Source organism: Dictyobacter aurantiacus, from assembly GCF_003967515.1.
In the GTDB taxonomy this organism is placed as follows: domain Bacteria; phylum Chloroflexota; class Ktedonobacteria; order Ktedonobacterales; family Ktedonobacteraceae; genus Dictyobacter; species Dictyobacter aurantiacus.
On record NZ_BIFQ01000002.1, the window covers coordinates 1,663,086 to 1,683,246 of the forward strand.

General features: G+C 53.3%; 20 protein-coding genes. 17 read left to right on the plus strand and 3 right to left on the minus strand.

Going from position 1 to position 20,161, the window contains the following annotated elements:
* Positions 1–73: 73 nt before the first annotated feature.
* The 15 genes from KTT_RS31480 to KTT_RS31550 all read left to right on the plus strand — a co-directional run bounded on the left by KTT_RS31480 (position 74) and on the right by KTT_RS31550 (position 13,518).
* Positions 74–1,108 carry a bifunctional DNA primase/polymerase gene (locus KTT_RS31480; RefSeq protein ID WP_160146268.1) on the plus strand — a complete coding sequence of 345 codons (1,035 nt, stop codon included), beginning with the start codon at positions 74–76 and terminating at the stop codon, positions 1,106–1,108.
* Positions 1,109–1,283: 175 nt separating this feature from the next.
* The gene (locus KTT_RS31485; protein WP_126601626.1) at positions 1,284–1,676 is read left to right on the plus strand and encodes a hypothetical protein; all 393 of its coding nucleotides are present in this window, start codon (positions 1,284–1,286) and stop codon (positions 1,674–1,676) included.
* Positions 1,677–1,981: 305 nt separating this feature from the next.
* The gene (locus tag KTT_RS31490) at positions 1,982–3,613 is read left to right on the plus strand and encodes an NAD(P)/FAD-dependent oxidoreductase (protein ID WP_160146269.1); all 1,632 of its coding nucleotides are present in this window, start codon (positions 1,982–1,984) and stop codon (positions 3,611–3,613) included.
* A gap of 155 nt (positions 3,614–3,768) precedes the next feature.
* Positions 3,769–4,263 carry a hypothetical protein gene (locus tag KTT_RS31495; protein WP_126601628.1) on the plus strand — a complete coding sequence of 165 codons (495 nt, stop codon included), beginning with the start codon at positions 3,769–3,771 and terminating at the stop codon, positions 4,261–4,263.
* A gap of 78 nt (positions 4,264–4,341) precedes the next feature.
* Positions 4,342–4,827: a hypothetical protein gene (locus tag KTT_RS31500; RefSeq protein ID WP_126601629.1), complete on the plus strand. Its 486-nt coding sequence runs from the start codon at positions 4,342–4,344 to the stop codon at positions 4,825–4,827.
* Positions 4,828–5,128: 301 nt separating this feature from the next.
* Positions 5,129–5,332, plus strand: coding sequence for a helix-turn-helix domain-containing protein (locus KTT_RS31505; RefSeq protein ID WP_126601630.1), 204 nt, complete (start codon positions 5,129–5,131; stop codon positions 5,330–5,332).
* A 295-nt stretch (positions 5,333–5,627) separates the two neighbouring features.
* A complete protein-coding gene (locus KTT_RS31510; protein ID WP_126601631.1) occupies positions 5,628–6,107 on the plus strand; it encodes a hypothetical protein in 480 nt (159 codons plus the stop codon).
* Positions 6,097–6,342, plus strand: a complete 246-nt coding sequence (locus KTT_RS31515) for a hypothetical protein (RefSeq protein WP_126601632.1) — start codon at positions 6,097–6,099, stop codon at positions 6,340–6,342. The genes KTT_RS31510 and KTT_RS31515 overlap by 11 nt, the downstream gene beginning before the upstream one ends.
* A gap of 3 nt (positions 6,343–6,345) precedes the next feature.
* Positions 6,346–6,642: a hypothetical protein gene (locus KTT_RS31520; protein WP_126601633.1), complete on the plus strand. Its 297-nt coding sequence runs from the start codon at positions 6,346–6,348 to the stop codon at positions 6,640–6,642.
* 79 nt (positions 6,643–6,721) lie between these two features.
* Positions 6,722–8,572, plus strand: coding sequence for an AAA family ATPase (locus KTT_RS31525; protein WP_160146270.1), 1,851 nt, complete (start codon positions 6,722–6,724; stop codon positions 8,570–8,572).
* Between the two features lie 146 nt (positions 8,573–8,718).
* The gene (locus KTT_RS31530) at positions 8,719–10,110 is read left to right on the plus strand and encodes a hypothetical protein (RefSeq protein ID WP_126601635.1); all 1,392 of its coding nucleotides are present in this window, start codon (positions 8,719–8,721) and stop codon (positions 10,108–10,110) included.
* 296 nt (positions 10,111–10,406) lie between these two features.
* A complete protein-coding gene (locus tag KTT_RS31535; protein WP_160146271.1) occupies positions 10,407–11,984 on the plus strand; it encodes an NAD(P)-binding protein in 1,578 nt (525 codons plus the stop codon).
* 323 nt (positions 11,985–12,307) lie between these two features.
* Positions 12,308–12,949 (plus strand): hypothetical protein, encoded by a 642-nt coding sequence (locus tag KTT_RS31540; protein ID WP_126601637.1) that lies wholly within the window; start codon positions 12,308–12,310, stop codon positions 12,947–12,949.
* 116 nt (positions 12,950–13,065) lie between these two features.
* Complete coding sequence (locus tag KTT_RS31545; protein WP_126601638.1) at positions 13,066–13,257, plus strand: carbon storage regulator; 192 nt, start codon at positions 13,066–13,068, stop codon at positions 13,255–13,257.
* A gap of 66 nt (positions 13,258–13,323) precedes the next feature.
* Complete coding sequence (locus tag KTT_RS31550; RefSeq protein ID WP_126601639.1) at positions 13,324–13,518, plus strand: hypothetical protein; 195 nt, start codon at positions 13,324–13,326, stop codon at positions 13,516–13,518.
* Positions 13,519–13,631: 113 nt separating this feature from the next.
* Here the strand turns inward: KTT_RS31550 and iscB (KTT_RS31555) are convergent, their stop codons facing one another.
* Entirely contained in the window at positions 13,632–14,870 is a 1,239-nt protein-coding gene (iscB, locus tag KTT_RS31555; protein WP_160146272.1) for an RNA-guided endonuclease IscB, read from the minus strand.
* Between the two features lie 386 nt (positions 14,871–15,256).
* On the opposite strand from iscB (KTT_RS31555), the gene KTT_RS31560 reads away from it, so the two are divergent.
* Positions 15,257–15,727 carry a hypothetical protein gene (locus KTT_RS31560; RefSeq protein ID WP_126601641.1) on the plus strand — a complete coding sequence of 157 codons (471 nt, stop codon included), beginning with the start codon at positions 15,257–15,259 and terminating at the stop codon, positions 15,725–15,727.
* A gap of 331 nt (positions 15,728–16,058) precedes the next feature.
* On the opposite strand, the gene KTT_RS31565 is transcribed toward KTT_RS31560, so the two are convergent.
* Positions 16,059–16,751 (minus strand): Gfo/Idh/MocA family protein, encoded by a 693-nt coding sequence (locus tag KTT_RS31565; RefSeq protein WP_126601642.1) that lies wholly within the window; start codon positions 16,749–16,751, stop codon positions 16,059–16,061.
* A gap of 439 nt (positions 16,752–17,190) precedes the next feature.
* On the opposite strand from KTT_RS31565, the gene KTT_RS31570 reads away from it, so the two are divergent.
* Positions 17,191–18,228, plus strand: a complete 1,038-nt coding sequence (locus tag KTT_RS31570; protein WP_126601643.1) for a hypothetical protein — start codon at positions 17,191–17,193, stop codon at positions 18,226–18,228.
* 259 nt (positions 18,229–18,487) lie between these two features.
* Here KTT_RS31570 and iscB (KTT_RS31575) read toward each other — a convergent pair whose 3' ends face one another.
* Positions 18,488–19,834 (minus strand): RNA-guided endonuclease IscB, encoded by a 1,347-nt coding sequence (gene iscB / locus KTT_RS31575; RefSeq protein WP_126601644.1) that lies wholly within the window; start codon positions 19,832–19,834, stop codon positions 18,488–18,490.
* Positions 19,835–20,161: the final 327 nt, after the last annotated feature.

A 20,161-nucleotide genomic window follows, 5' to 3' on the forward strand; every position in this document is an offset into this window, starting at 1 on the left:
CCTACATGGATGTTTTTCATTCAGCGCACTTCCCGGTGCCTGAATGCACAGTGCCGAGAGAGGAGTGGCCTTGATGATGCGTGTATCATCTGAGTCCCTTTCCTCTCTAAATGTGTACCAGACGGCGTTGGTTGCGCTCCGTGCGGGTATTAGTTGCATCCCCATTCTGACTGATGGTACCAAGAGTCCGGCAGTCAGATGGAAAGCCTTTCAATACAGGCTCCCCACCTCTGGCCAGGCACGGCAGTGGTTTTATGATCACCAGTATGGCATTGCATTTATCACTGGACAGGTGAGCGGCGGCTTGGAGATGCTGGATTTTGATGATGTTCTCATCTACCAGCAATTTGTTGAGCGGGTGCGGGAAGAAGGATTGCACCCACTCCTGGAACGGATCGAACGGGGATATACAGAGTGGTCCCCAAAGGGCGTTCACCTGTATTACCGCACTCCATTGCTCTCCGGGGGCAGTATCAAGGTGGCCCAGCGCCCAATCAACGAGCCTCCCTATGTTGTGAGTTTAATTGAAACGAGAGGGGAAGGTGGCTATAGCATTGGTGCCCCCTCTCATGGAACGGTGCATCCCAGCGGTCTGCCGTATGTGGTCCAGCGTGGCCATCTGACGACGATTCAAACGATTCAACCTGAGGATCGTACGTTGTTGCTCGCTGTTGCTCGCACCCTGGATGAGATCCCGCCGTCTTACAGGACCTCCTCCCAAAAAGGACTGCGACCACAGAAGCAATCCCAACAGCGTACTGAGAGGCGTCAGCCTGGCACCATCTTCAATGAGCGAGCGACGTGGTCTGACATTTTAGTGCCGCACGGCTGGACCTGGGTGCGCACGATTGGGAAAGAGGATTTCTGGCGCCGGCCCGGGAAAACGAGTGGGATCAGCGCCACCACCAACTATCGGGGCAGCGGGTACCTCTATGTCTTCTCCACCTCAACGCTCTTTGAGCCACGCGTTGGGATCAGTAAATTCGCCGCCTATACCTTTCTGGAACATGGTGGGGACTTTTCGCTGGCCACCAAAGCCCTTGTGGAACAAGGGTATGTCGATGAGGATCTTCCTATCCCTTTCTCTGACTATTCCTCTTTCTCGTAGTCGTACGCGCTCTCCACGAACGTATCGCGCGTGATCATGTTCACCTCTCTGTTGAGACACCCTGTTGAAACGCCTCTTTATCGTGTTTTTCCGTACCATATCGGATGCCGATGCATGCCGCAGCTAGAAGCTGTTGTGACCACGGTCATCCCTACCCAAAGAAAGAAGCATATTCATGGAAACGATGATGTCAATCGCGCATATCCTACGCGATGAACACTACAACCATGTCCTGGTGTTGGTCGATCCAAAACTCAAAGCCCGATTGCTGCAGGAGTGGGAGCTGCATTCACTTGATGGACGGAAGCTTTCCGAGCAGTTCTCGATTACATCGTTGCCTCAGCGTGCTCAAGATGCCCAGATCTGTCTGGCAAGTGTGTTTGATATCCAGACGCAGATTGGTGTCGACATGGCACAGCCATTCTTCACCCTGTTTGATGCGGTGATCCTCTGTGATGGTGCCTCGACCATGCATGGTCCAGTGTGGCATCAGATTGTCGCTATATTCACGATCATGGATGTCCATCTGCTGCACGTGCGCGCGCTCGTCTCAGAAGAAAGCGCCTGATTGTCGCCTGGAGCGGCGATATGAGTATGCTTTTCCTGCTCACGTCGTCGACATCGCCTGGCTTTGTGCCTCTCTCATCTTCTCTGCTCATATATTCCTCTTCATCGAAACCGAGGTGGATGGCGCCTTCCGGCTATTCCCTTTGTCCTCCTGCCTTGGTGTTATCACATCGTGTGCCATGTTTTCTTCAAAACGCTGTTTTATTGCTGCACTCTGCTTGCATCCTTCGTGCCTGCCGCGAAGCTGTGAGCAGATTTTTTTGTTGAGAAGGATATGCAAGTATGCATGCCTTCGAGGAGGTTTTGATGCAACAGGTTTTCGTTACCGTCGGAACGACATTCCCGACGCTCGATCTTGCTTCACATTATCGTGAGTATCAGGTGATCCAGTGCCAGCGAGGTGATCAGGCGCTGGATATGCTTGTGCACCTGAAGCAGTTACAGGCACCGATTCTCCTTGTGATGGTGGATCAACAGTTGCCAGATATGAAAGGGATGGCGTTTTTAGCACAGGCCAAACAGCATGTCCCAGGCGCAAAATGCCTGGTGGTCACGGATCAGCAATCGTCTGAATCACTGGGGGTCCTGCATTTCAAAGTCGATGCGCTTCTGAGCACCTGTGTGCCGCCAGAAGACTTTTTCTTTCCCGTGGTGGATGCATTGCTCAGTCAGGAGGCGGGTGTGACTCGTGATGTGGTATGTGCCCCGCGTTGTCATAGGATGTGCGTGATTGGTCATCGCTGGTCAGCGGACTCTCACCAGGTCAAAGACTTCCTGGCTCGTCATGCCATCCCGTTTCAGTGGGTCGACCTGGAAACGTATCCGGAAGCGCTGCAGATGGGAGAACATGGTGGTGTACCGCTCCCACTGCCTATCCTCCAATTCCCTGATGGATCAGTGCTGTCTCAGCCAACGCTGGCCCAGCTTGCAGCGAAAATAGGATTGATGATGCATAGCGAGATCCCATTTTATGATCTCATCATCATTGGTGCTGGTCCCTCGGGTCTTGCGGCCGCTGTTTACGGGGCATCAGAAGGATTGCGTACCGCGGTCATTGAACGAGATGTTCCGGGTGGTCAGGCTGGCATGAGCTCTCGTATTGAGAATTACCTGGGCTTTCCAATTGGCCTGCCGGGCGCTGAACTTGCCATTCGTGGGAGTGCTCAGGCAGCTCGTCTGGGAGCGCATATCTTTTCTCCGCAAGAGGTCGTTGGAATTCGGGTGGCCGATTCCTATCGCTATGTTACTCTTGCTGACGGCAGTGAGCTTGGATGCTATGCGCTCGCCCTGGCAACTGGTGTGTCCTATCGCACGCTGGCAGTGCCTGATCTGGATCGACTGACCGGCAGTGGCGTGTATTATGGCGCCGCGATGACCGAGGCCGCAACGTGCCAGGGCAAACAGGTCTTCGTTGTCGGTGGGGCCAATTCAGTGGGACAGGCGGCACTCTACTTTGCCGATTATGCGCAGCACGTCACGCTGCTTGTGCGTGGTGCATCACTGGAGGAGAGTATGTCCTCTTACTTGCTGCAGGAAATGGCGCTCAGGGATAATATTACGGTAGAAACACAGACGGAAGTTGCCGGCTGTTTCGGCGGGGATCACCTTGAGCACCTCCGTTTGCGTGAGAATACCACTGGATCCGAACGGCTCGTTGAGGCTGCGGCGCTATTCATTTTTATTGGTGCCACTCCCTCAACCTCCTGGCTGCCTGACACACTTATGAGGGATCAGGCTGGTTTTGTGCTGACTGGCCCGCAGGCCAAAGGGGATCACTGGCCACTTGATCGCGATCCGCTCCTGCTGGAAACCAGCATCCCTGGCATCTTTGCCGTTGGAGACGTGCGGGCGGCGTCCATCAAACGCGTTGCCAGCGCGACCGGTGATGGCGCAGTTGCGGTGTCATTGATTCATCACTACCTGGGTTTCGTTCGCTAGCGATTCTTGTCTTCTATTCCTCTTTGGTATACGCTGTGTAGCAACGCTCCTCTCCTCTGGACGTTTTCTTTCCACCTGCTGGTTGTTTCGCTCCCTATCCCGTATCCAAACAGGACGCTTGCTCAAGTTGAGCAAGCAGAATATGGAGGATCCCTATGTCTCGCAAACATGCACATCGTACTTCGCATCCTCATCGTTCCCATCTTACGAAACATGCCCCGGACATTTCAGTGCAGGATCTAGAAGCCCGGTGGCATTCCTTAAAACTGCTCCCACAAACCAGAGATCATCTTGAACAGCTGGTGCAGGCTGAGGGAGTAGGGCTTGCTCTGGCCGCGACGACGGCTCTGGATCTGGAACTGCAACACGAGGAGCAAAAGGTGATCCGATCTATCTGGGGGTGGATCAGCGAAGAGCTTCGACTGACGTTTTTAGAAGAAGGCTGCCAGCATCTTCTTGAGACGGGTCGGCTGCTGATCGATGCCTGTCTGACCTGGTCTTTTGTGCAGGGGCCGTTTCTCCTGAACTCTTTGGTTGTCTGTATGATGGCGTTGGGAGTTCTGCTCCTGTTTTGCTGTATGCTGCTAGCCTATCGCCATTATCAAGCAATCAGATATGAACAGCGCGCGAACATGCCTCCTCAGAAATAGACCCTTCTCTCACCGACTGTTTTCTTCTGCGTTCTCAATTGCTGTCGTTGAAGAACGCGCCAGGACAAGGAGGATCATATGTCCAGGAAATCAATCGGCCAGGTGCGTGGATCTCCTCAGCAGAGGGGTGAGGCAAAAAAAGAACTGCAGGAAACGTGGCGACAACTGGAGCTGAAACCGGCCACACTCCTGCATTTGCAAGAGGTGTTAGATATCTCGGGGGTGGGTGCTGCACGTCACGTCACCGAGGCGTTGATTCGTCAGAAAGGCAAACAGGGACGTCTTGCCGATACCGGAAAAGAATGGGGGGCTGAGGTGCTGCGTCTCCTTTCCCTGCAAGGTATGCGCCCTCATCTCATCGATGTGTTCCGCGTGGTGCTGGAGACGCTGTTCGCCTGGCATTTCATCATGTTACCCTCCCTGACGGACGAGATGCTCAACAATGCCGTGGAGGTTGCTCTGGCGCTGCTTTTCCTGATCATAACCCTGATCGGCATCTGTCTGCATTGTTGGCATGCTCATATACGCCCAACCATAAAGCAAAGAAAAGACTATCATCGATGATCTCTTTTTGCTACCCTCTCCCTTGCAGGTTTTCCGTTTGCCCTGATCACGGATGTATGTTTAATCCCTCTCGCAACTTCCTCATCGTGCCGCACGCTCACCAGTGCTCTTGAAAGGCTACCTACCATGCATGGAGCGCATTTCTTACCTGGGATTCGGAGTCCCCCTATCCTCACACACCACCTTGCCTGTTTCTGTACGAGAAACCGCTCGGGCAACTCGCTGTTTCTTCATTTTCTATTGTCCCATGATGAAAATGGTTTGCCATACCCTGTTTTGATGAAAAAAGGAGAAGGAACCCATGTCGAATCCTCATGAAGATACCCTGTTAACGGTTCGTGAAGTTGCGCGCCAACTCCGTGTCGATGATACGACGGTGCGGCGTTGGATTAAGTCTGGCACTCTGGAAGCGATCGCTCTCCCGCATCTCGGGAAGCGGCAGGCCTATCGTATCAAACAGTCAACCCTCAATGCATTGCTGGCCTCAGGCACTTCTCTACAATAAAGTGCTAGACCCTCTCATTGTTCTTCTCGGGCGTTGAACTGCTTGCCTTCCGCCTATGTAATGCCTCAGTCATCGGTCGAACTGCCTGATCAGAGCGCAGTTCTCTCCATGAGTATGTTTCCTCGAATCCTATGCGTGAGGTTCTCTTATGATGCAGATATACGGCCCGTCTCTGGCGTGGCCTCGTGCCCCTCCGCAGTGTTCTCGTTGCTTGTTCCTAAGCGTGGCTTATGCTGCGCTTTTTGTTTTGATGAGATATATGTATCACATTCACACACAAGGAGTGAAAAAAATCATGAGTCATATTGAAGAAGGTAAAACCCATCTTGTATTCAATGGACTGCCGGTCTTGCTCCAACAAGGCGATCTGTCTGCTGCGGCACAACATCCCTGTATGAAGCTGCTTCACCAGGCAGTGGTGTTGACGGCGAAGCAGTACGATGGCGAGGTCCGGTCTTCCTACTATACCTATTATGGCGTGGAGCAACCGGCAAATACCGGCCTGGCGCTTCATATCCCGATACGACCTGGGAAGCCGAGAGGAGAAGCGATCCCGCGTGGCATCGGACTGGTCGTCGACGAAACGGGTGCGCTGAAGTTCCTGGGGGATCCCTGGGCGGTAGATGAGCACTTCTATCAGCAGGTGCAACAGGCGATTGTCCAGAAGTACACGGCGCTTGCCCACATGGCGGTCCTCAAGCAGATGAACTACCAGGTCAGCAGCCAGCAATTGGATGATCAGATTACGATTACAGGAGGAAGCTATGCAGCCTAAAGTGATTCATATCACCGTGAAAGAGGATGGGTCCTACATCACCGATTTCCGCAACTTCTCTGGCGCCGACTGTCTTGCGGCCGGCAAACAGATGCACACCCTGCTGGCACAGTTTGGGGTGCAGCCTGAGCAAACGGCCATGACCCCCAAGCCAGAACTGCTGGCCGCTCAGGGCTTGCTGCAGGAACTCAATGCTGCCTTTGAGCCCGATCAAGAAGCACACGTGGAGGGATAAGCGATGACGACTATGGAATCCTCTCTCCACCTGCCACCTGAATGGTCAGGCATTAGCGCTGCAGATACGACGCCTGCAGAGGCGGTACAAGCCCCCGAGCTTCATGTCTCGATCGATGCCGATGCATCCTACAAAATCGGCACCTGCGAGCACTGCGTGCTGTGGGAACTGGGACGACCTATTCGCGCATGGGACGCTGATGGCGATAAGGATCTTGATTTCGATCGTGACCGGTACTTTGCTTTGCTCGAAGCGCTGGGTATTGTCATGACTGAGCGTCAGGCCTATGTCTGTCCTTAAAGCGACACAGAATAGTGTTTTGATAGCGGGAAGATGGCCACACGCCATCTTCCCATTTTTTGTGTTGAAGGAGAGAATTATGATGGATCAGCAGATGCAGGAGGCACTGCCTGCCTGGTATCGTGAATTTAGCACGCTCTTTGGCGCAGGCGCCGGCCACTGTTTCATCCTCTATGGAGATGTTCATGGGGTCACCTCTCTGCGAGGGGCATCCCAGCTGCGCTTCATGCAGGGGATCCTGCATACCGAGCGCCGGACGATTATCGCGTATTATCACCGTGCCATCGGGATCACATTCCCGCTGCCCTCGATGCGGACCGAGGCTCTGGCACTGCTTGGTCCAGACTGGACGGTGCCAGCCGCTGACGATGATCTTTCAGCGGCGCTTGATGCCGCTGGCCTTCCTGGTCGCATAGCGCCCGCGGGCGATGTCTTCAGTGGTGCGCGCCGGCCACGGGAAGCGCTGGCCATTTTAGAAGCGCTGCTTCGCGCCGGGGGGCCGGAATCGCGAGGGCGTGTGGCCGTTATTCTCGATGGCGCCGACCTTATCTGTCCCGCAACCAGTAAGGCGGTGATGCGAGATGATCAACTATCGGTGCTGGCAACGCTGCAGTACTGGGGTCTTGATAGTAGCTTGGGGAAGCAGGATAATCCGGTGTTTCTGTTGACACCTCGCCTGAGCGATCTGCATCCCGACTTACGCACGAGTGGCAGTGGCTATAAAGTGATCGAAGAGTCGTTGCCTGATGAGCAGACACGCCTGTCCTATATCCGCTGGTACCTTGAAGAGCACCGCCGAGAGGATCCGATTGCGCTGGTTGATCTCTCGCTGGAAGATCTTGCTCGCAATACAGCGGGACTGGACCTGCGGCAGGTCGAAGATATCCTGCTGTTAGGGGCAACCAGTGGACGTGAAGGCGAGACGGCAGGTGTCACGCGTCTGCTCGTCAAGACTCGCAAAGATGCGATTATTCGCCAGCAATATAGCGAGGCCATTGTGATGCTCGATCCCTTGCCTGAAGGGTTTGGGGGCCTTGGAGGTATGGAGCAGTTGATCGAGTTTACCTGCGCGGAAGTAATGGCTCCCCTGCGGCAGGGATGGCGATGGGATGTGCCGAAAGGGATTCTGCTGGTAGGCCCTCCCGGGAATGGAAAAACGCGCTATGTGGAGGCGGCGGCGAAGGAGCTCGGGTATAACGCGCTTGCCCTACGCATGGCCAACATTCTGGGAGGGATCGTTGGCACCTCTGAACGCAATCTGCAGGAGCTGTTTGATGTCGCTCGGAGTCTTGCCCCAACGATTCTGTTCATCGATGAAATTGATCAAACGCTGGTCTCCCAGCGCGGCACTACCTCGGGGAGCCCGGTGGCTGCCAATCTGTTTGGGGCGCTCCTGCAATTTATGGGCGATGAATCCTTACGTGGTCGGGTTATCGTGGTAGGTGCAACCAATCACCCGGAACTGCTGGATGCGGCGCTGCTTCGACCGGGTCGTTTCGATGTCGTGTTTCCGGTGTTGTGTCCTGACCTGGACGCGCGCCGGAGCATGCTGATGGTACAGGCTCGCCTGCAAGAAACGGCTTTTGAACCCGAGGCTGTCACGCTGCTTGCCGGTCAAACGCACAATTATAGTGCTGCAGATCTGGAGGCGCTGGTGAAAGAGGCGCGTTTGCTTGCTCGCTGGAATGGGCGCTCGATTATCAGCGTGCAGGATGCGCAGGAGGCACTGGAAAACGTGCGGCCTGTCACGCTGACGCTCGTTGAAGCCTTCACCCGTCGGGCGCGTGAGGCCTGCAATAATCTCCGCTTCTTACCTCCCGGCATGGCGGCCCAGGAACGGGAACGCCGACGTACTGCCGTAACGGGAACTGAGCAGCCCACAGAGCCTGTTACCTCGCTTTCAGAAGCGCGTTCGTCGCGTCGCATGTAGCACTTTTTTATCATTGAACAATGTCTGTACATTGTCGTGGTTTGTTGTTGTCTCGTTTTCCCTATGAGGAGCGAGATGTGTAGGCAGTGCCTGGAAAGGGCGTCGATGCTGGATGCTTGTTTCCAGGTGATATCGCGAGGTGTTTTATGACCAACAACAACCAGCCTATCCAATCCGAGCAAGGAGGGTCCCCGCCTGATTCACAGCGACGACAGACGATTGCCACGCTTTTTGGTGCACGCTCGTTTGAATCGATTGATTGGCGGCGCCTCCTTCAGGATGGTGTGCTTGTGCGATTGCATATTCGGCGCTGTCGATTTTCGACGCGCCTGGTGCTCGAAGATATTGGGGTACGGGTTGAAGATGAGACGGTGAGGGAAAAACTGTCCAGGTGGCTTGTTCTGGGCGAGAAGCGCTTACTGCCGATCGCGTATATGAAGGCTCTCGCGCGCATTGAAAGCGGTGCCAGGCATACCCTGAAGGATCGATCATTTCGAACCGAGCTCGGAGCATTTGTTCCCTCGTCAGCCTATGTTGCCTGGCGGGATGCCACAGAGTCGTTGAAAGCGCAGTATGATGCATTGCGTGACGATATTGTGGCCAACCATCGTGCTCTCTCCCGTCAGGTGCTGGCTGAATATGAAGTGATTGCGGCTGACACCTATCGCCGCTTGCGCGGAACCCACCCGGAACTGATCACAGAAACGCAAGAACGGTTTGTCACCACGTACTGCAATCGTATCAGTGCTCAGATTCCCTCTCCTGAGCACATTCGCGAGACCTTCGATTTTCGATACGTGTTGATCGATAGCCTCTCACAGCTTGGGTCTGCAGGTGAGCACCATGATGCTTCAGATGACCACGAACGTGAGGATAATGAGCATTCGCTCTCTGTGGATCTTGCCCGATCGCAGACCCAGGGACGGGAATGGCAGCGTTCTGTGCTTGAGCATGATCTGCGCATGCACGCGCAGGAACGTGTTGATTCCGCCCTCGATAGTTTTCTCTCCTCGGTTGTCAGCCAGTTGCGTCATCTCACCTACACCGTTGCCTGTGATGTGCTCTCCACGCTCCAACGGCGCTCGGGGGAAAGCTTTGCCTATCAATCGGTCAGACAACTGGAGAACCTGCTCACGCAGGTACGGGCCTTGAACTTTTATGGGGATGCTGAGATTGATCGTATCATGGATCAGGTGCAAGAGATCGTCGGGGAAACTCCGGCGGAGCGTCAGTACAGCCTTGCCGATATTGAGCGCACATTGCGTGCGATCGCGACCGTGACACGATCCACGTTGCTCGATCTGGAAGAGGAGCCGAGGCTGGCCCGTGAAATTGCGATTCCTGATGTGCCGACCGAGACCGCTGTCCGTCAGGCTCGAGCGGAACTTGGCCTGGAACTGGATGCGACACAGTTTACTCTTGCGGCACAGGTCCGAGCGGAAACGCGTGCCAGGCGAGCGGAAATCGGAGAATACGGCATGCAATCCCTCTGGAGCACGATTGAGGACGAGACGCCACGAACTCACCGCACCGCCTAGCCATGCCATGTTCACATAACCGAGGGGAGGCGGTTTCTGGCTGATCCCATGTATGGGAACGATCTCAGAGAGCATCCCAGAGATCGTTTCACCAGGAGCAATTCATCTTTGGTATGCTGCACGCACCCCTCTGCGTCCAGACCCATTTCATTCCCCTCACGATGATCAATCATGTTCCCAATGTGAGCAGACAGCCTTCTAGGGCTGTCTTTTTTTCTTTCCACTTGAAGTGAAATGTCCTGTTGCTATCGCATCGGAGTCTCGTACCGCCTTCTGGCGGAGAAAGGATGGATCTTATGAATGAGAATATTCCAGCTGTAGCGATCTTAAAACACGATCATGCGCACATTGGACCATTGTTTGAACATCTGCTTGCTCAAATGCTGGCTGATAAAGGGATCAGCACAGCAACGATGCGCTTCCTGGCGCATCAGCAGCCCCATTTTCTCGGGGCGTTGTTTGGGCACGTGATCCTGCGCTCTCCCGCGATCCAGGCGCAGGGGCAGCTTTTGCGGCAGAGTTTCACACACCTGCCTGCTCCTCCACCTGAATACCAGGGGACCCGGCGTGAGAACATCCAGGTGGATGCGAGTTGGGAGGGCCAGAGCCAGGCATGCGGATGGCGTAGCGTCACCTGGCGTGGCGCAGCCGGGGCCTATTCGTGTGCAGGTCTCAGGGTTCCGGCCCAGGTTGGGCTGACGACCCGCATTGTGATTATCGGCGCCGGTGCGGCCGGACTTCTTGCCGCCCGTGCTCTGCTCGATGTGGGATTCGTCAATGTCGTGCTGTTCGATCAATCAGGCCAGTGTGGTGGTGTGTGGAATCAGGATTTTCTGCGAGGAGCATCCAGAGCGAACCCGTTCCCGCTGCGCTTTGAGGACTACCAACTCGATGCGGCACCGGGCACGGGTCATGCTGTGATGGAATGGTTACACAGCATTGCGCGTGGACGCAGTGATCGACCCCCAACGATGATCAAAGCGCGCGTTCTTACAGTGCAACCAGGGGATGTCGAGCATCGCATCTGCTATGAAGATGAGGCGGGCCGTCATCACGAGATGATGGCGCCCATTGTGATCAATGCGCTTGGCGTTGGGGAGCCGCTTTCCCCCTCACGACCAGGTGTGATGACCACGGATGTGGCGCCGCATGAAGCAGGCATCCGCTGGCAGCAAGTTTGGACGGCAGAGCACGCTCGGCGCTATCACGGACGCACGGTACTCTTTATTAGCCTGTCCAACTCAACGCTGGAAATGGTCAAACAGATTCAGCACTTTAACCGTGCTGGACTCAATATCGATTATCGGATTCTTACCCATTACCCTGATGCGGCGTTAGCTGAGCCCGGGAGGGTCGTGATGCATCATGGCCATAAGATGCGCCTGTATCGTAGTCCTGAGAAAATGCAGTTGCTGCGCCTGGCTGGAGATCTGCCAGAGGTTGCTGCGGCATTTGAGCAAGCACGTGATACTGGCCATATCGTCTCGCATGTTATGCACTGGTCCCTGGAGCACGGCGAGCAACGGCGGGTGGTGGCGATACGGGAAGATGGAGTCGTGCAGCGGTTTCCCTATGATGAGCTCTACACATTGATTGGCTATGCTCCCAACGCTGATCTGCTGCGGGAGATGGGGCTGAGTGTCAACCATCCCTATCTGGGAGCCGTTGACCTTGACTATGACTCTGAAGTCCAGCGAGCGCCAGAGGTTGCGGGACGCGCTCGCCTCTATCCCGGCTACTTCTGCCTGGGCATCAGAAATGCCTTTAATATGAATGAAGTGCTCTTACCCGGCCTCCTGTTTCGCCTGCCGGATGTCGTCGCAGGGGTCATCTTGCGATCGATAGAATACTTTCTGCGCGGCCAGCAGCACTAACGCTTCGCCCCACTGCACTGAAAAATGGCTCCCATCCTCCCTACACGATTGCTCTATTCCTCTTCATGGCGGAAAACCCATGCTCTCAATCTAATGATGTCCTATGTCCCTTTTTCCTGGAGCATCTCCAGTGTGACGGTATGTGCAAGACATTCCAAACAGCATGATCGTGAGGATAACGCAACGTTGTAGGATTGCTGTTCTGCTCTGCACTCGGCATGGGATGCTTTTTCTAGAGCTTTACATATATATCTACGTCAGAAGACCTGCCATGTTCTGCAGAGAACGTGGTGGGTCCTTTTGGTATGAAAGGAGTTGTTATTGTGAACGATTCACGTTCAAAGGATGCCCACAATGGTGTCCAGGAGAAAAGCAGCGACGATCTGGTCGTTGACCTCTCGCTCCTATTCGCGCGTGCTATGCGGGCGAATCCCAATACCTGTTTTAGCAATGTCATCGATATGATGGTGCACTACTTGCCTGAGGCGTTTTCGGCTGCCGGGAAACTGGTCGAGGGCTGGTATGTCGTTGATCTTGAGGACGAAGTAGTGATCAACGAGCATGGGTGGTATGCCCTGCCTGATGGTCAGATCCTTGATCCCACCGTCGTGATCCTTGTCCCCCCGGATCGGTCAGTCTATTACTTTTCAGGTGTCGAGCGCACCTACCAGGAGGTGAACATGATTCTTCAACAAAAAGAGGCCTGGTTCCCCTATGTCCGATGTGTCGGAACCTATGGAGAGGACGGATTAGGCCATCCCGATTATGCTGCGGCGTACGAGGCCGCCAGGAAAAAAGCGTTGGCACTGGCTCATGCCAGCACGCCACCAAAGCACATGACATTTTTAACCGCTCAAGATCTTGAGGGTCCCCAGGAAGCTATGGAACTCCAGGTACACCTCTTTCTCGTTTCGCCTACACGATCTGAGGAAGAGCAGAGCGGTGAGGTGCAATCAGATTCATGAGATTCTATAGGCCCATTGAAAGCAGGCAGGAGGTATTGTCGTGACCTGGAGGGGGATTCAGGATATTGTCATCAATGAGCATGGCCGGTGGCCATACAAGAAGGATGTGAAGAAACATGTTAGTGTTGCGGCGAAAAGTTGGCGAAATCCTGGTGATTGCCGGCTTTATTAAAATAGCAGTGCTTGGTGTCGAAGGGGAGCGGGTCAAACTTGGCATTAGTGCGCCACCCGACGTCTCGATTGTCCGAGAAGAACTTCTGCCTCTTGAAACACAATCAGGCCAGGATACGCAAAATGCATCGGAGTAATTGTGTAGCCAGTGTGCAATATATTGATGAGTTATAGTTGTGATCACGTTACAAAGGAGAACAAACATGAAGAATATTGAAATGAAAGTGGAAGGCGACAAACTGATTATCACCGTTGATTTGACGCAGGAATATGGTTTCTCAGCAAGCGGCAAATCAATCACCATCGCCAGCACAGATGGGAATGTTTCTATACCAGAACATGAGCACATCAAAGCTGGCGTGAATATCTATCGTCCTCGCTCCAAAGATCCCCGCTAGGGGTTGTTACAGCGCTGAACACAAAGGGTCTGCAAGGGGTTTCCTCCTTGCAGGCCCTTTGTGTGTATTATAATCGTTCTTTGGATTCATAGTGGATCCTTGACATTTCTTGATCATTCTGCCATCCTTTGCCAGAGTATTGTGGTGCCACGTTCGAGCAACACACAATCCTTCGGTCGAGCTTTTGAGGGTTCCCCTTTGACCCGCGGAAAGGCAAGATAGCCGTCGCTGTAGATCGAATTGATCTGCTTGACAAAGGTGCCCTTCACGCGCACCACATCACCTTTGCGAAAGCCCTCCAGTTCGCTGTTGACCTGATAGCGCACCCTGCCTTGTCCTTTCCGAGGCAAATCATGGTAGTGCCGCCGCGTTCGACGCGGGCGAAACCTCACCTGGTAGAAACGGTCTTGCTGCCAGGGAATAACCTCTCCGGTATCGTAGGTGGCAATGCAGAGAGCGTCTACATCATGGGCTTTGGGCAGGTCTAGATGCTTGCGCCAGATTGCCGTCTGGTACCCAAAGAGGGTGGTCAGGGAAATGCCTTGTTCCAGCGTTGCGTACAGATGCGATTTCCCTTGCATGGACCGTTGCGCGATATGGTCCAAATGACCGCTCACGCCTGTCACCGACAGCGTGACCTTGCCCTCGTGCACACGGTGATGACACGACTCGCAGAGCGTGAGCAGATTGCTTAGGGTATCTTTGCCACCGTGTTGGCGAAACACGAGGTGATGCGCTTCCAGGCGCGTCTCGCGCTTGTGACAGTATTGGCATTGGTAACCGTCGCGCATCAGGCAGGCGATCCGTAGGTTTTCATCTAGCCGTGTCGGGTCCTGATAGCGACGTGCTTGAAGCGTCGGATCGTTCAAACGAGCGATGTCCACTTGGACATCTTCGATCACGATGTGGGCGAGCGGCAACGGCAGGCGCTCTACCACGCGGATCACCTCCTCCACATTCGTTTTGATCGAGGGAGGAAGTCGCCCACTGAGACGACTGGAAGCTCGGTTGCGTATCCGCTTCGAACGATACCAACGGCGGTTTCGGCGGCTGCGCCGATGCATCCGGCGGGTTTGCATCTTCTCTTTGACGTCTTTCCGATGAACAATCTCCCCCGACAGCAGGAGCTCGCCGTTACCAACACAGGCGAAGCCTGTGATCGAACTGCCCTTATCGATCCCGACCACCACCTCCTGGACGTGCTCCTCACAGTCCCAGAGGAGTTGGATCGTGAAAGGGCTCCGGTGCTTGACACGAGCCCGGCCATCCCTGAGCAATTTACGTGCTTTGGATGGCTTGCAGGGCATCAAGCACTGGCCATTCTGATTGATCACATACACCAAACACATCATAGCTTTAAGCTCTCCTTTCGGAAGTAAAACGCCCCTCGCGATTGTTCCTTGAGGTTTTGACACGCTGCACACCTTCAGCTTTCGCTTACCCTTAATACAGCGCCACAGAGCCGGGAACTGGGACACCATTCCAGGGTGTGATTCACTCAACAAACTGCTGCTCCACGACTCGCGTGAAGCCCGCTGGTAGTTCCATGAGCCAGTGAATCAAGGATTCGCTAGACTTTTAGCAACTATAGACATGATACAGGTTCCTTTAGAGCCTGAGGAGGAAACGCAACATGACGTATCAGGACCCCTTTCAAATTGGCGCTCCATGGCCGTCATTTATTCAGAAGGAGAAGGAGGGCCATTTTTAGAGCTATCTTGAAGGAAACCATCTACTCGTGTTATCTGAATCGCAGCTTTCACACAGTCGTATCAGTGCCGTGCAGAACAATCGGGTAGAACTGGCGCTTTTCGTGCAAGAGCATATTCTGTTTCTATGCCACCACTTCCATGGTTTCTCATCCTGGGGAGATATTCCGTACAACTGGCACCTTTTCGGAAATGTATATACGCACGCACTTCCTCCTGCGGTTGCTCCTGGTGAATATATTCCTCTGCTCGTGGTACTGGTAGATGGAGCGAGTGATCGCATTGTAGCGCGTCGCGGACTCCGGCTTCCCCCCAATTTCGGGAAAACGTTGCATGATGCGTTGCGCGCGCAAGCCATGGAGCCTTTTAGCTACGGGCGCTTTCATCTACAAGTCTTGCATATCCATCAGGAGTTTCCCACTCCCGAAGACCTGCTCACAAAGGCTCAGGCCTCCTGTGTCTTCGATGCGATTACTACACAGCGTCACCGCCATAACTAGTGATGCGGCGACTATCGCATCAGTTCGGGTGGGATTGTATGCTCCTTGGTGGAGATAGCTTCCTTACGGTTGTAAATAGAAAAAGAACTGCCCGATATGAGAGCAGTTCTTTTTCTAGGACGTATCTGGTTTTGAGAGAGAAACGCTCTACTACCCATGCCGATTTGCCTTAAGCTACCTTACAATACGCTTTTTGATGGCTCCTTCAAAATTTTTTGCTCTTTTTATTGATGAGTTTATCTACTCATCAGAGTGGCCTTGTTGAAAAGGCAGTTCACGGATGGGTCTAACAACGACCGCATGCATCGAACGTATCTCTTCTTCAGTATCTTTATGTTGCTGTTGGAGTGGACTGAGGACTATCTTCTGCAGCCATACGTGGCTGCAGGCCAGCTTTGCGATAGACCGAGTCGATCACCCGCATATTGGCGATCGCGTCATTGGCGTTGGTTAGCACTGGTGTCCCTTCATTGATGGCCCGGGCAAAGGCGCGCAGTTGATACGTATAGCTTGCGTCTCCTGCCATATGTTCTGTCCGATGTGTGCTGGTGGTCTTGACGGTCAGGCGGTGATAGGCTTGCGGTGAGACGTAATTAAAGACGCTCATGTGCCCCTGATCACCGGTGATGCGCGCACTGATGCGCAAGAGATCGCTGGAGAAGAGCGAGGCCCTGATATGGCCTGTGAGCCCGCTGGGGAAGCGTAGATCGGCATCCATGCGGCGATCAACGCCCTGCGAAGCCAACGTTGCCGTTGCCTGCACAACTTCTGGTTCCTCCCCACTCAGGAAGCGTACGAGGTTGATGGGATAGGAACCCGCGTCCATCGTGGCCCCGCCTCCGAGAGCGAGATTATAGCGAATATCGCGACGAGACACTATGGGAATACACAGTGATGCTTCAATGAGACGAAGGGTGCCTAGTGCATTCTCAGGGGACTTAATCGGGAATATATGTGAAGACCAACTTTCCACAGCACGGAGTTGGTCTTTGCACTGGTGAGGCTTTCCATTACACTGGCTCATACTGCACAGGTTGTCGAGCAGTGCAAAAAAGCGCCGCAAACTCTACTGTAAAAGGCGCCGAGAGGCATTCCCACAAAGGCTGCTTTCCTGCATAAGGAGGGTGCTCCATCATGACTGATCCTCTTTTCCTGCTTTTCTCGCCATTCTGGCAGGTCAGCTTTCTTTTGCAATAGAGCCAGAGAAGCCTCGTGCTTCCGACTTCGCTCTCCGCACAAGCAAAGAGAGGTCAGGCACAGGAACTCGCTTGCTCCTCCGCTAATATACAATGGAGAACATCAGATCTCTCCACGCTATTTATTTCCCGTCGCATGCCCTGGTACAGTGGAAAGTTGGTCTTTACAAGGAATGTCTCTCTGTATATACTATTATTCCGCAGTGTTACCGCAGCGGTTTTTAGGATGAAAATTGGCAGCGTTTTTACGCGAGAAAGAACTCTCACATGTTAGAAACCCTCGATTCTATTCCCTGGAACAAACTGGAACACGCATATGGTGAAGCCAGTGAGGTGCCTGATTTGATTCGTGCTCTTGCCTCACCGAAGGAAGAGATCTACAAAGGTGCCATTCGTCGTCTCTGGCATGCAGTTGCCCACCAGGGCACGGTCTATAGCTCAACCGCCTATGTCGTTCCTTTCTTCTGCGAGTTGTTGGAAGCTTCTGAGGTACAAAATAAGACTGAATTACTTGCATTTCTAGAGGCGATCGCACATGGTGCTCCTTATTCCAATGTCCATATGCTCAATAAAGAACGCAGAGAAACTCCTGAGGCACAGTTGAAGATTACCGATGCATTCAGTTGGGTGCAGAACGCAAGCGATGCTGTAAGCGATGGCTATGCAACCTATCTGCGTTTATTGCAAGCACCAGACGAGAAGCTTCGCGCCTGGGCAGCTTATACTCTCAGCCGTTGTCAATCGCACAGAGCAAAAATAGCACCTGATATGCAGCAATCTCTTTCAACTGAGGTTGTTCCCTTTGTCCGTGCCAGTCTTCTCTTGAGCCTGGGGCAACTTCTCGAAAAGAGCGAAGAAACGGCTTTCTTTTTCACAGGCCTTTTACAAGAGGCAGAAAATCCTCTTGGCCAAATTGCCACAGCCATGGGGTGGGTCTTCGCTATGCGAGAGCAGACCAGCCAGGATGCCCTGAGGATACTTCTCCGGGGCTACGAACTGTCTTCAGATGTGAAAGAACGATTCAACGAACTTCCCTTTGCCGAGTCCGATCTTGATACTTCCATTAGCATTGCTCTGCTCAGCTTTGTTTTTGGAGACCTGGAAATCGCGCGCAATACAACCGTTTCCGACCTCTCGGATCTTCAACGGAATATACTCACGACCATTTATGAAAACGAGGATATCTGGGAGCCTGGCAAGATGGATTTCGCCATCGGAGCCTTCTTTGGATCTGAATTCGCCGAGATGAACTGGGAGAGTATGATCGAGGATTTTCTGGCTGGACAGCCTCTTTTCCAGGAGTAACTTCGGTGATCTGGATGTGCGAAACCTGCATCCCTTCCGGCAGGGAAAACTTCAGCGTAATGCCGATGTCGCTTATAGCACTGTGAAACGGATGTTTCGAGACTCGTATTCCATTACCATGACCGAAACACATGCATGGCTTTCCTCGATGGTCGAAATACCTTATCCTCTTTTGTAATACGCACTATTAACTTCTAATTGTGAGGCTGCAATTTGTTGTATATCTGCTGGCTTTGCTGTTGCAACCTGTCTCACAGCATCATCTCTTTTCAAGCGCACGGATACCCCTGCATTCATGCATGGGGAGGAGTGCGCTTCCTTTGGTATAACTATAGCCATCACTGTGATGCACCATTCGGCAGAAACGATAGCTGATTCCCTGGATCGTCTGGGTCGATGTCACAATAGTAAATGATCCGCTTGAACGAACTGCTACACGCCCGATATACGTGCCTTTCTTGATGCCAGTCGTCACGATGGCTTTGATGATGTCTCCCGTCTGGAAGCCTTTGACTTTCTTGTTGCCTTTGGCTGATGTGCGTGGGAAGCCATAGCGATCGGGACGGCACATCTGGCGTGAACCATGCCCTGTGGCAGTGATCAGTACCGGCACGATATCCTTTACGATCAGGACATCAGGCGTACTCTTGCCGACGTTGGCAGCATCTAACCAGTGCGTCTTCTGGAATGCTCTTGTCGTTCGATTGAACGTTGTCAAACCGCCGGAACCACATTCAATCGGGAGTCCCGTGGCCTTGAGTCTCTCAAAAAGCGCCCACCTCGTGGCGTTGACGGCGGCTGCATCCTTGAGAGGCTTCTTGGCCTGGGACTGGATACGCTTGAGTACCTCCGGTTTCTTTTTGAGGAATACCGCTATATCGAGCGTCCCTTTCGCTGTATTACACGCTTCACAGGCCAAACACAGATTTGAAATGCGATTGGTGCCCCCATTGGCACGTGGCTGTATGTGCTCTATCTGCAATGGCATGTCTTTCGATCCGCAATACGAACACGTTCGGTCCCACTTCTCCAGCAAATAGTGTCTGATCTCATATCCTGCGAGCGTTCCTTGTTGATATTCAACGCCGGACACCTCTGCATTCTGCATCAGTTGCATATCAAAGCGGACCAACTCCATACTGATGGCAGTGATACGACAAGAGCGAGACATCCGATTGACCCAGGTGAGCACGTTGGCAATGCGGCTTTCTAAGGATGGTGGGAGCCACCCCTTTTTCTTGTTCTTGCGATTATTGAACCGTGGTTTTCTGTATCGGGTTTTGCGTTGCCGACGAGATCGGCGCACCGTTCGACGATCATCAAGGGCGGCTTTAATCTTCTGTCCTCGATGCGATAACTCGGCAGCAAAGACCACCTCACCTGTGGCATCGTTGACAATCGCAAGACCAGTTGTCTTCGAACCAGGATCAAGCTTGATGCGTAGTGGCTGTACTGCTGGCTCCTGTACTTCAATTTTTAGGATGATCGTAAAGGGATAGCGTTTAAACACGGCTGCTTTCCCCTCGGAGAGCAAGATTCGTGCTCGTCCTGGGTGGACCGGATTCAATGGTCGCTGATAGGTATCTACAACGAATACGTTGGACATTGGTTGTTGCCCCTTTCAGAGCCTCCGTTTGCACGGGTAATGTGTGCCTCGCTAAAGTTATCGAGTGGTTTATCGCCAACGACACTGAGTTAACCCTTGTACCTCTGTTTAATCGCTGACCGTAGCGGGCAGAGCTGGCATGCACCCTGTCGTACCTCATTTCACTCGTAACGTAGGTTGTCTTTCAAACCTCAAGCTGGTCAGGTAGGCTTACCGAAGCAAGCCCCTAGCTTTAGCTATGGGGTTCCTGACAGGCATGTTTAGTATAGTGGCCTTCATTAATACTTATTCCTACTCCTAGAAGTCCAATAAGAATCGCAATAATTG

What these genes read in the sequence shown, in the direction of transcription:
- KTT_RS31545 (WP_126601638.1), top strand. Translation starts at nt 13,066, where the DNA reads ATGTTAGTGTTGCGGCGAAAAGTTGGCGAAATCCTGGTGATTGCCGGC.
- iscB (WP_160146272.1), bottom strand. Translation starts at nt 14,870, where the DNA reads ATGATGTGTTTGGTGTATGTGATCAATCAGAATGGCCAGTGCTTGATG.
- KTT_RS31480 (WP_160146268.1), top strand. Translation starts at nt 74, where the DNA reads ATGATGCGTGTATCATCTGAGTCCCTTTCCTCTCTAAATGTGTACCAG.
- iscB (WP_126601644.1), bottom strand. Translation starts at nt 19,834, where the DNA reads ATGTCCAACGTATTCGTTGTAGATACCTATCAGCGACCATTGAATCCG.
- KTT_RS31495 (WP_126601628.1), top strand. Translation starts at nt 3,769, where the DNA reads ATGTCTCGCAAACATGCACATCGTACTTCGCATCCTCATCGTTCCCAT.
- KTT_RS31515 (WP_126601632.1), top strand. Translation starts at nt 6,097, where the DNA reads ATGCAGCCTAAAGTGATTCATATCACCGTGAAAGAGGATGGGTCCTAC.
- KTT_RS31550 (WP_126601639.1), top strand. Translation starts at nt 13,324, where the DNA reads ATGAAGAATATTGAAATGAAAGTGGAAGGCGACAAACTGATTATCACC.
- KTT_RS31535 (WP_160146271.1), top strand. Translation starts at nt 10,407, where the DNA reads ATGAATGAGAATATTCCAGCTGTAGCGATCTTAAAACACGATCATGCG.
- KTT_RS31485 (WP_126601626.1), top strand. Translation starts at nt 1,284, where the DNA reads ATGGAAACGATGATGTCAATCGCGCATATCCTACGCGATGAACACTAC.
- KTT_RS31500 (WP_126601629.1), top strand. Translation starts at nt 4,342, where the DNA reads ATGTCCAGGAAATCAATCGGCCAGGTGCGTGGATCTCCTCAGCAGAGG.
- KTT_RS31565 (WP_126601642.1), bottom strand. Translation starts at nt 16,751, where the DNA reads ATGAGCCAGTGTAATGGAAAGCCTCACCAGTGCAAAGACCAACTCCGT.
- KTT_RS31570 (WP_126601643.1), top strand. Translation starts at nt 17,191, where the DNA reads ATGTTAGAAACCCTCGATTCTATTCCCTGGAACAAACTGGAACACGCA.
- KTT_RS31505 (WP_126601630.1), top strand. Translation starts at nt 5,129, where the DNA reads ATGTCGAATCCTCATGAAGATACCCTGTTAACGGTTCGTGAAGTTGCG.
- KTT_RS31525 (WP_160146270.1), top strand. Translation starts at nt 6,722, where the DNA reads ATGATGGATCAGCAGATGCAGGAGGCACTGCCTGCCTGGTATCGTGAA.
- KTT_RS31490 (WP_160146269.1), top strand. Translation starts at nt 1,982, where the DNA reads ATGCAACAGGTTTTCGTTACCGTCGGAACGACATTCCCGACGCTCGAT.
- KTT_RS31510 (WP_126601631.1), top strand. Translation starts at nt 5,628, where the DNA reads ATGAGTCATATTGAAGAAGGTAAAACCCATCTTGTATTCAATGGACTG.
- KTT_RS31520 (WP_126601633.1), top strand. Translation starts at nt 6,346, where the DNA reads ATGACGACTATGGAATCCTCTCTCCACCTGCCACCTGAATGGTCAGGC.
- KTT_RS31530 (WP_126601635.1), top strand. Translation starts at nt 8,719, where the DNA reads ATGACCAACAACAACCAGCCTATCCAATCCGAGCAAGGAGGGTCCCCG.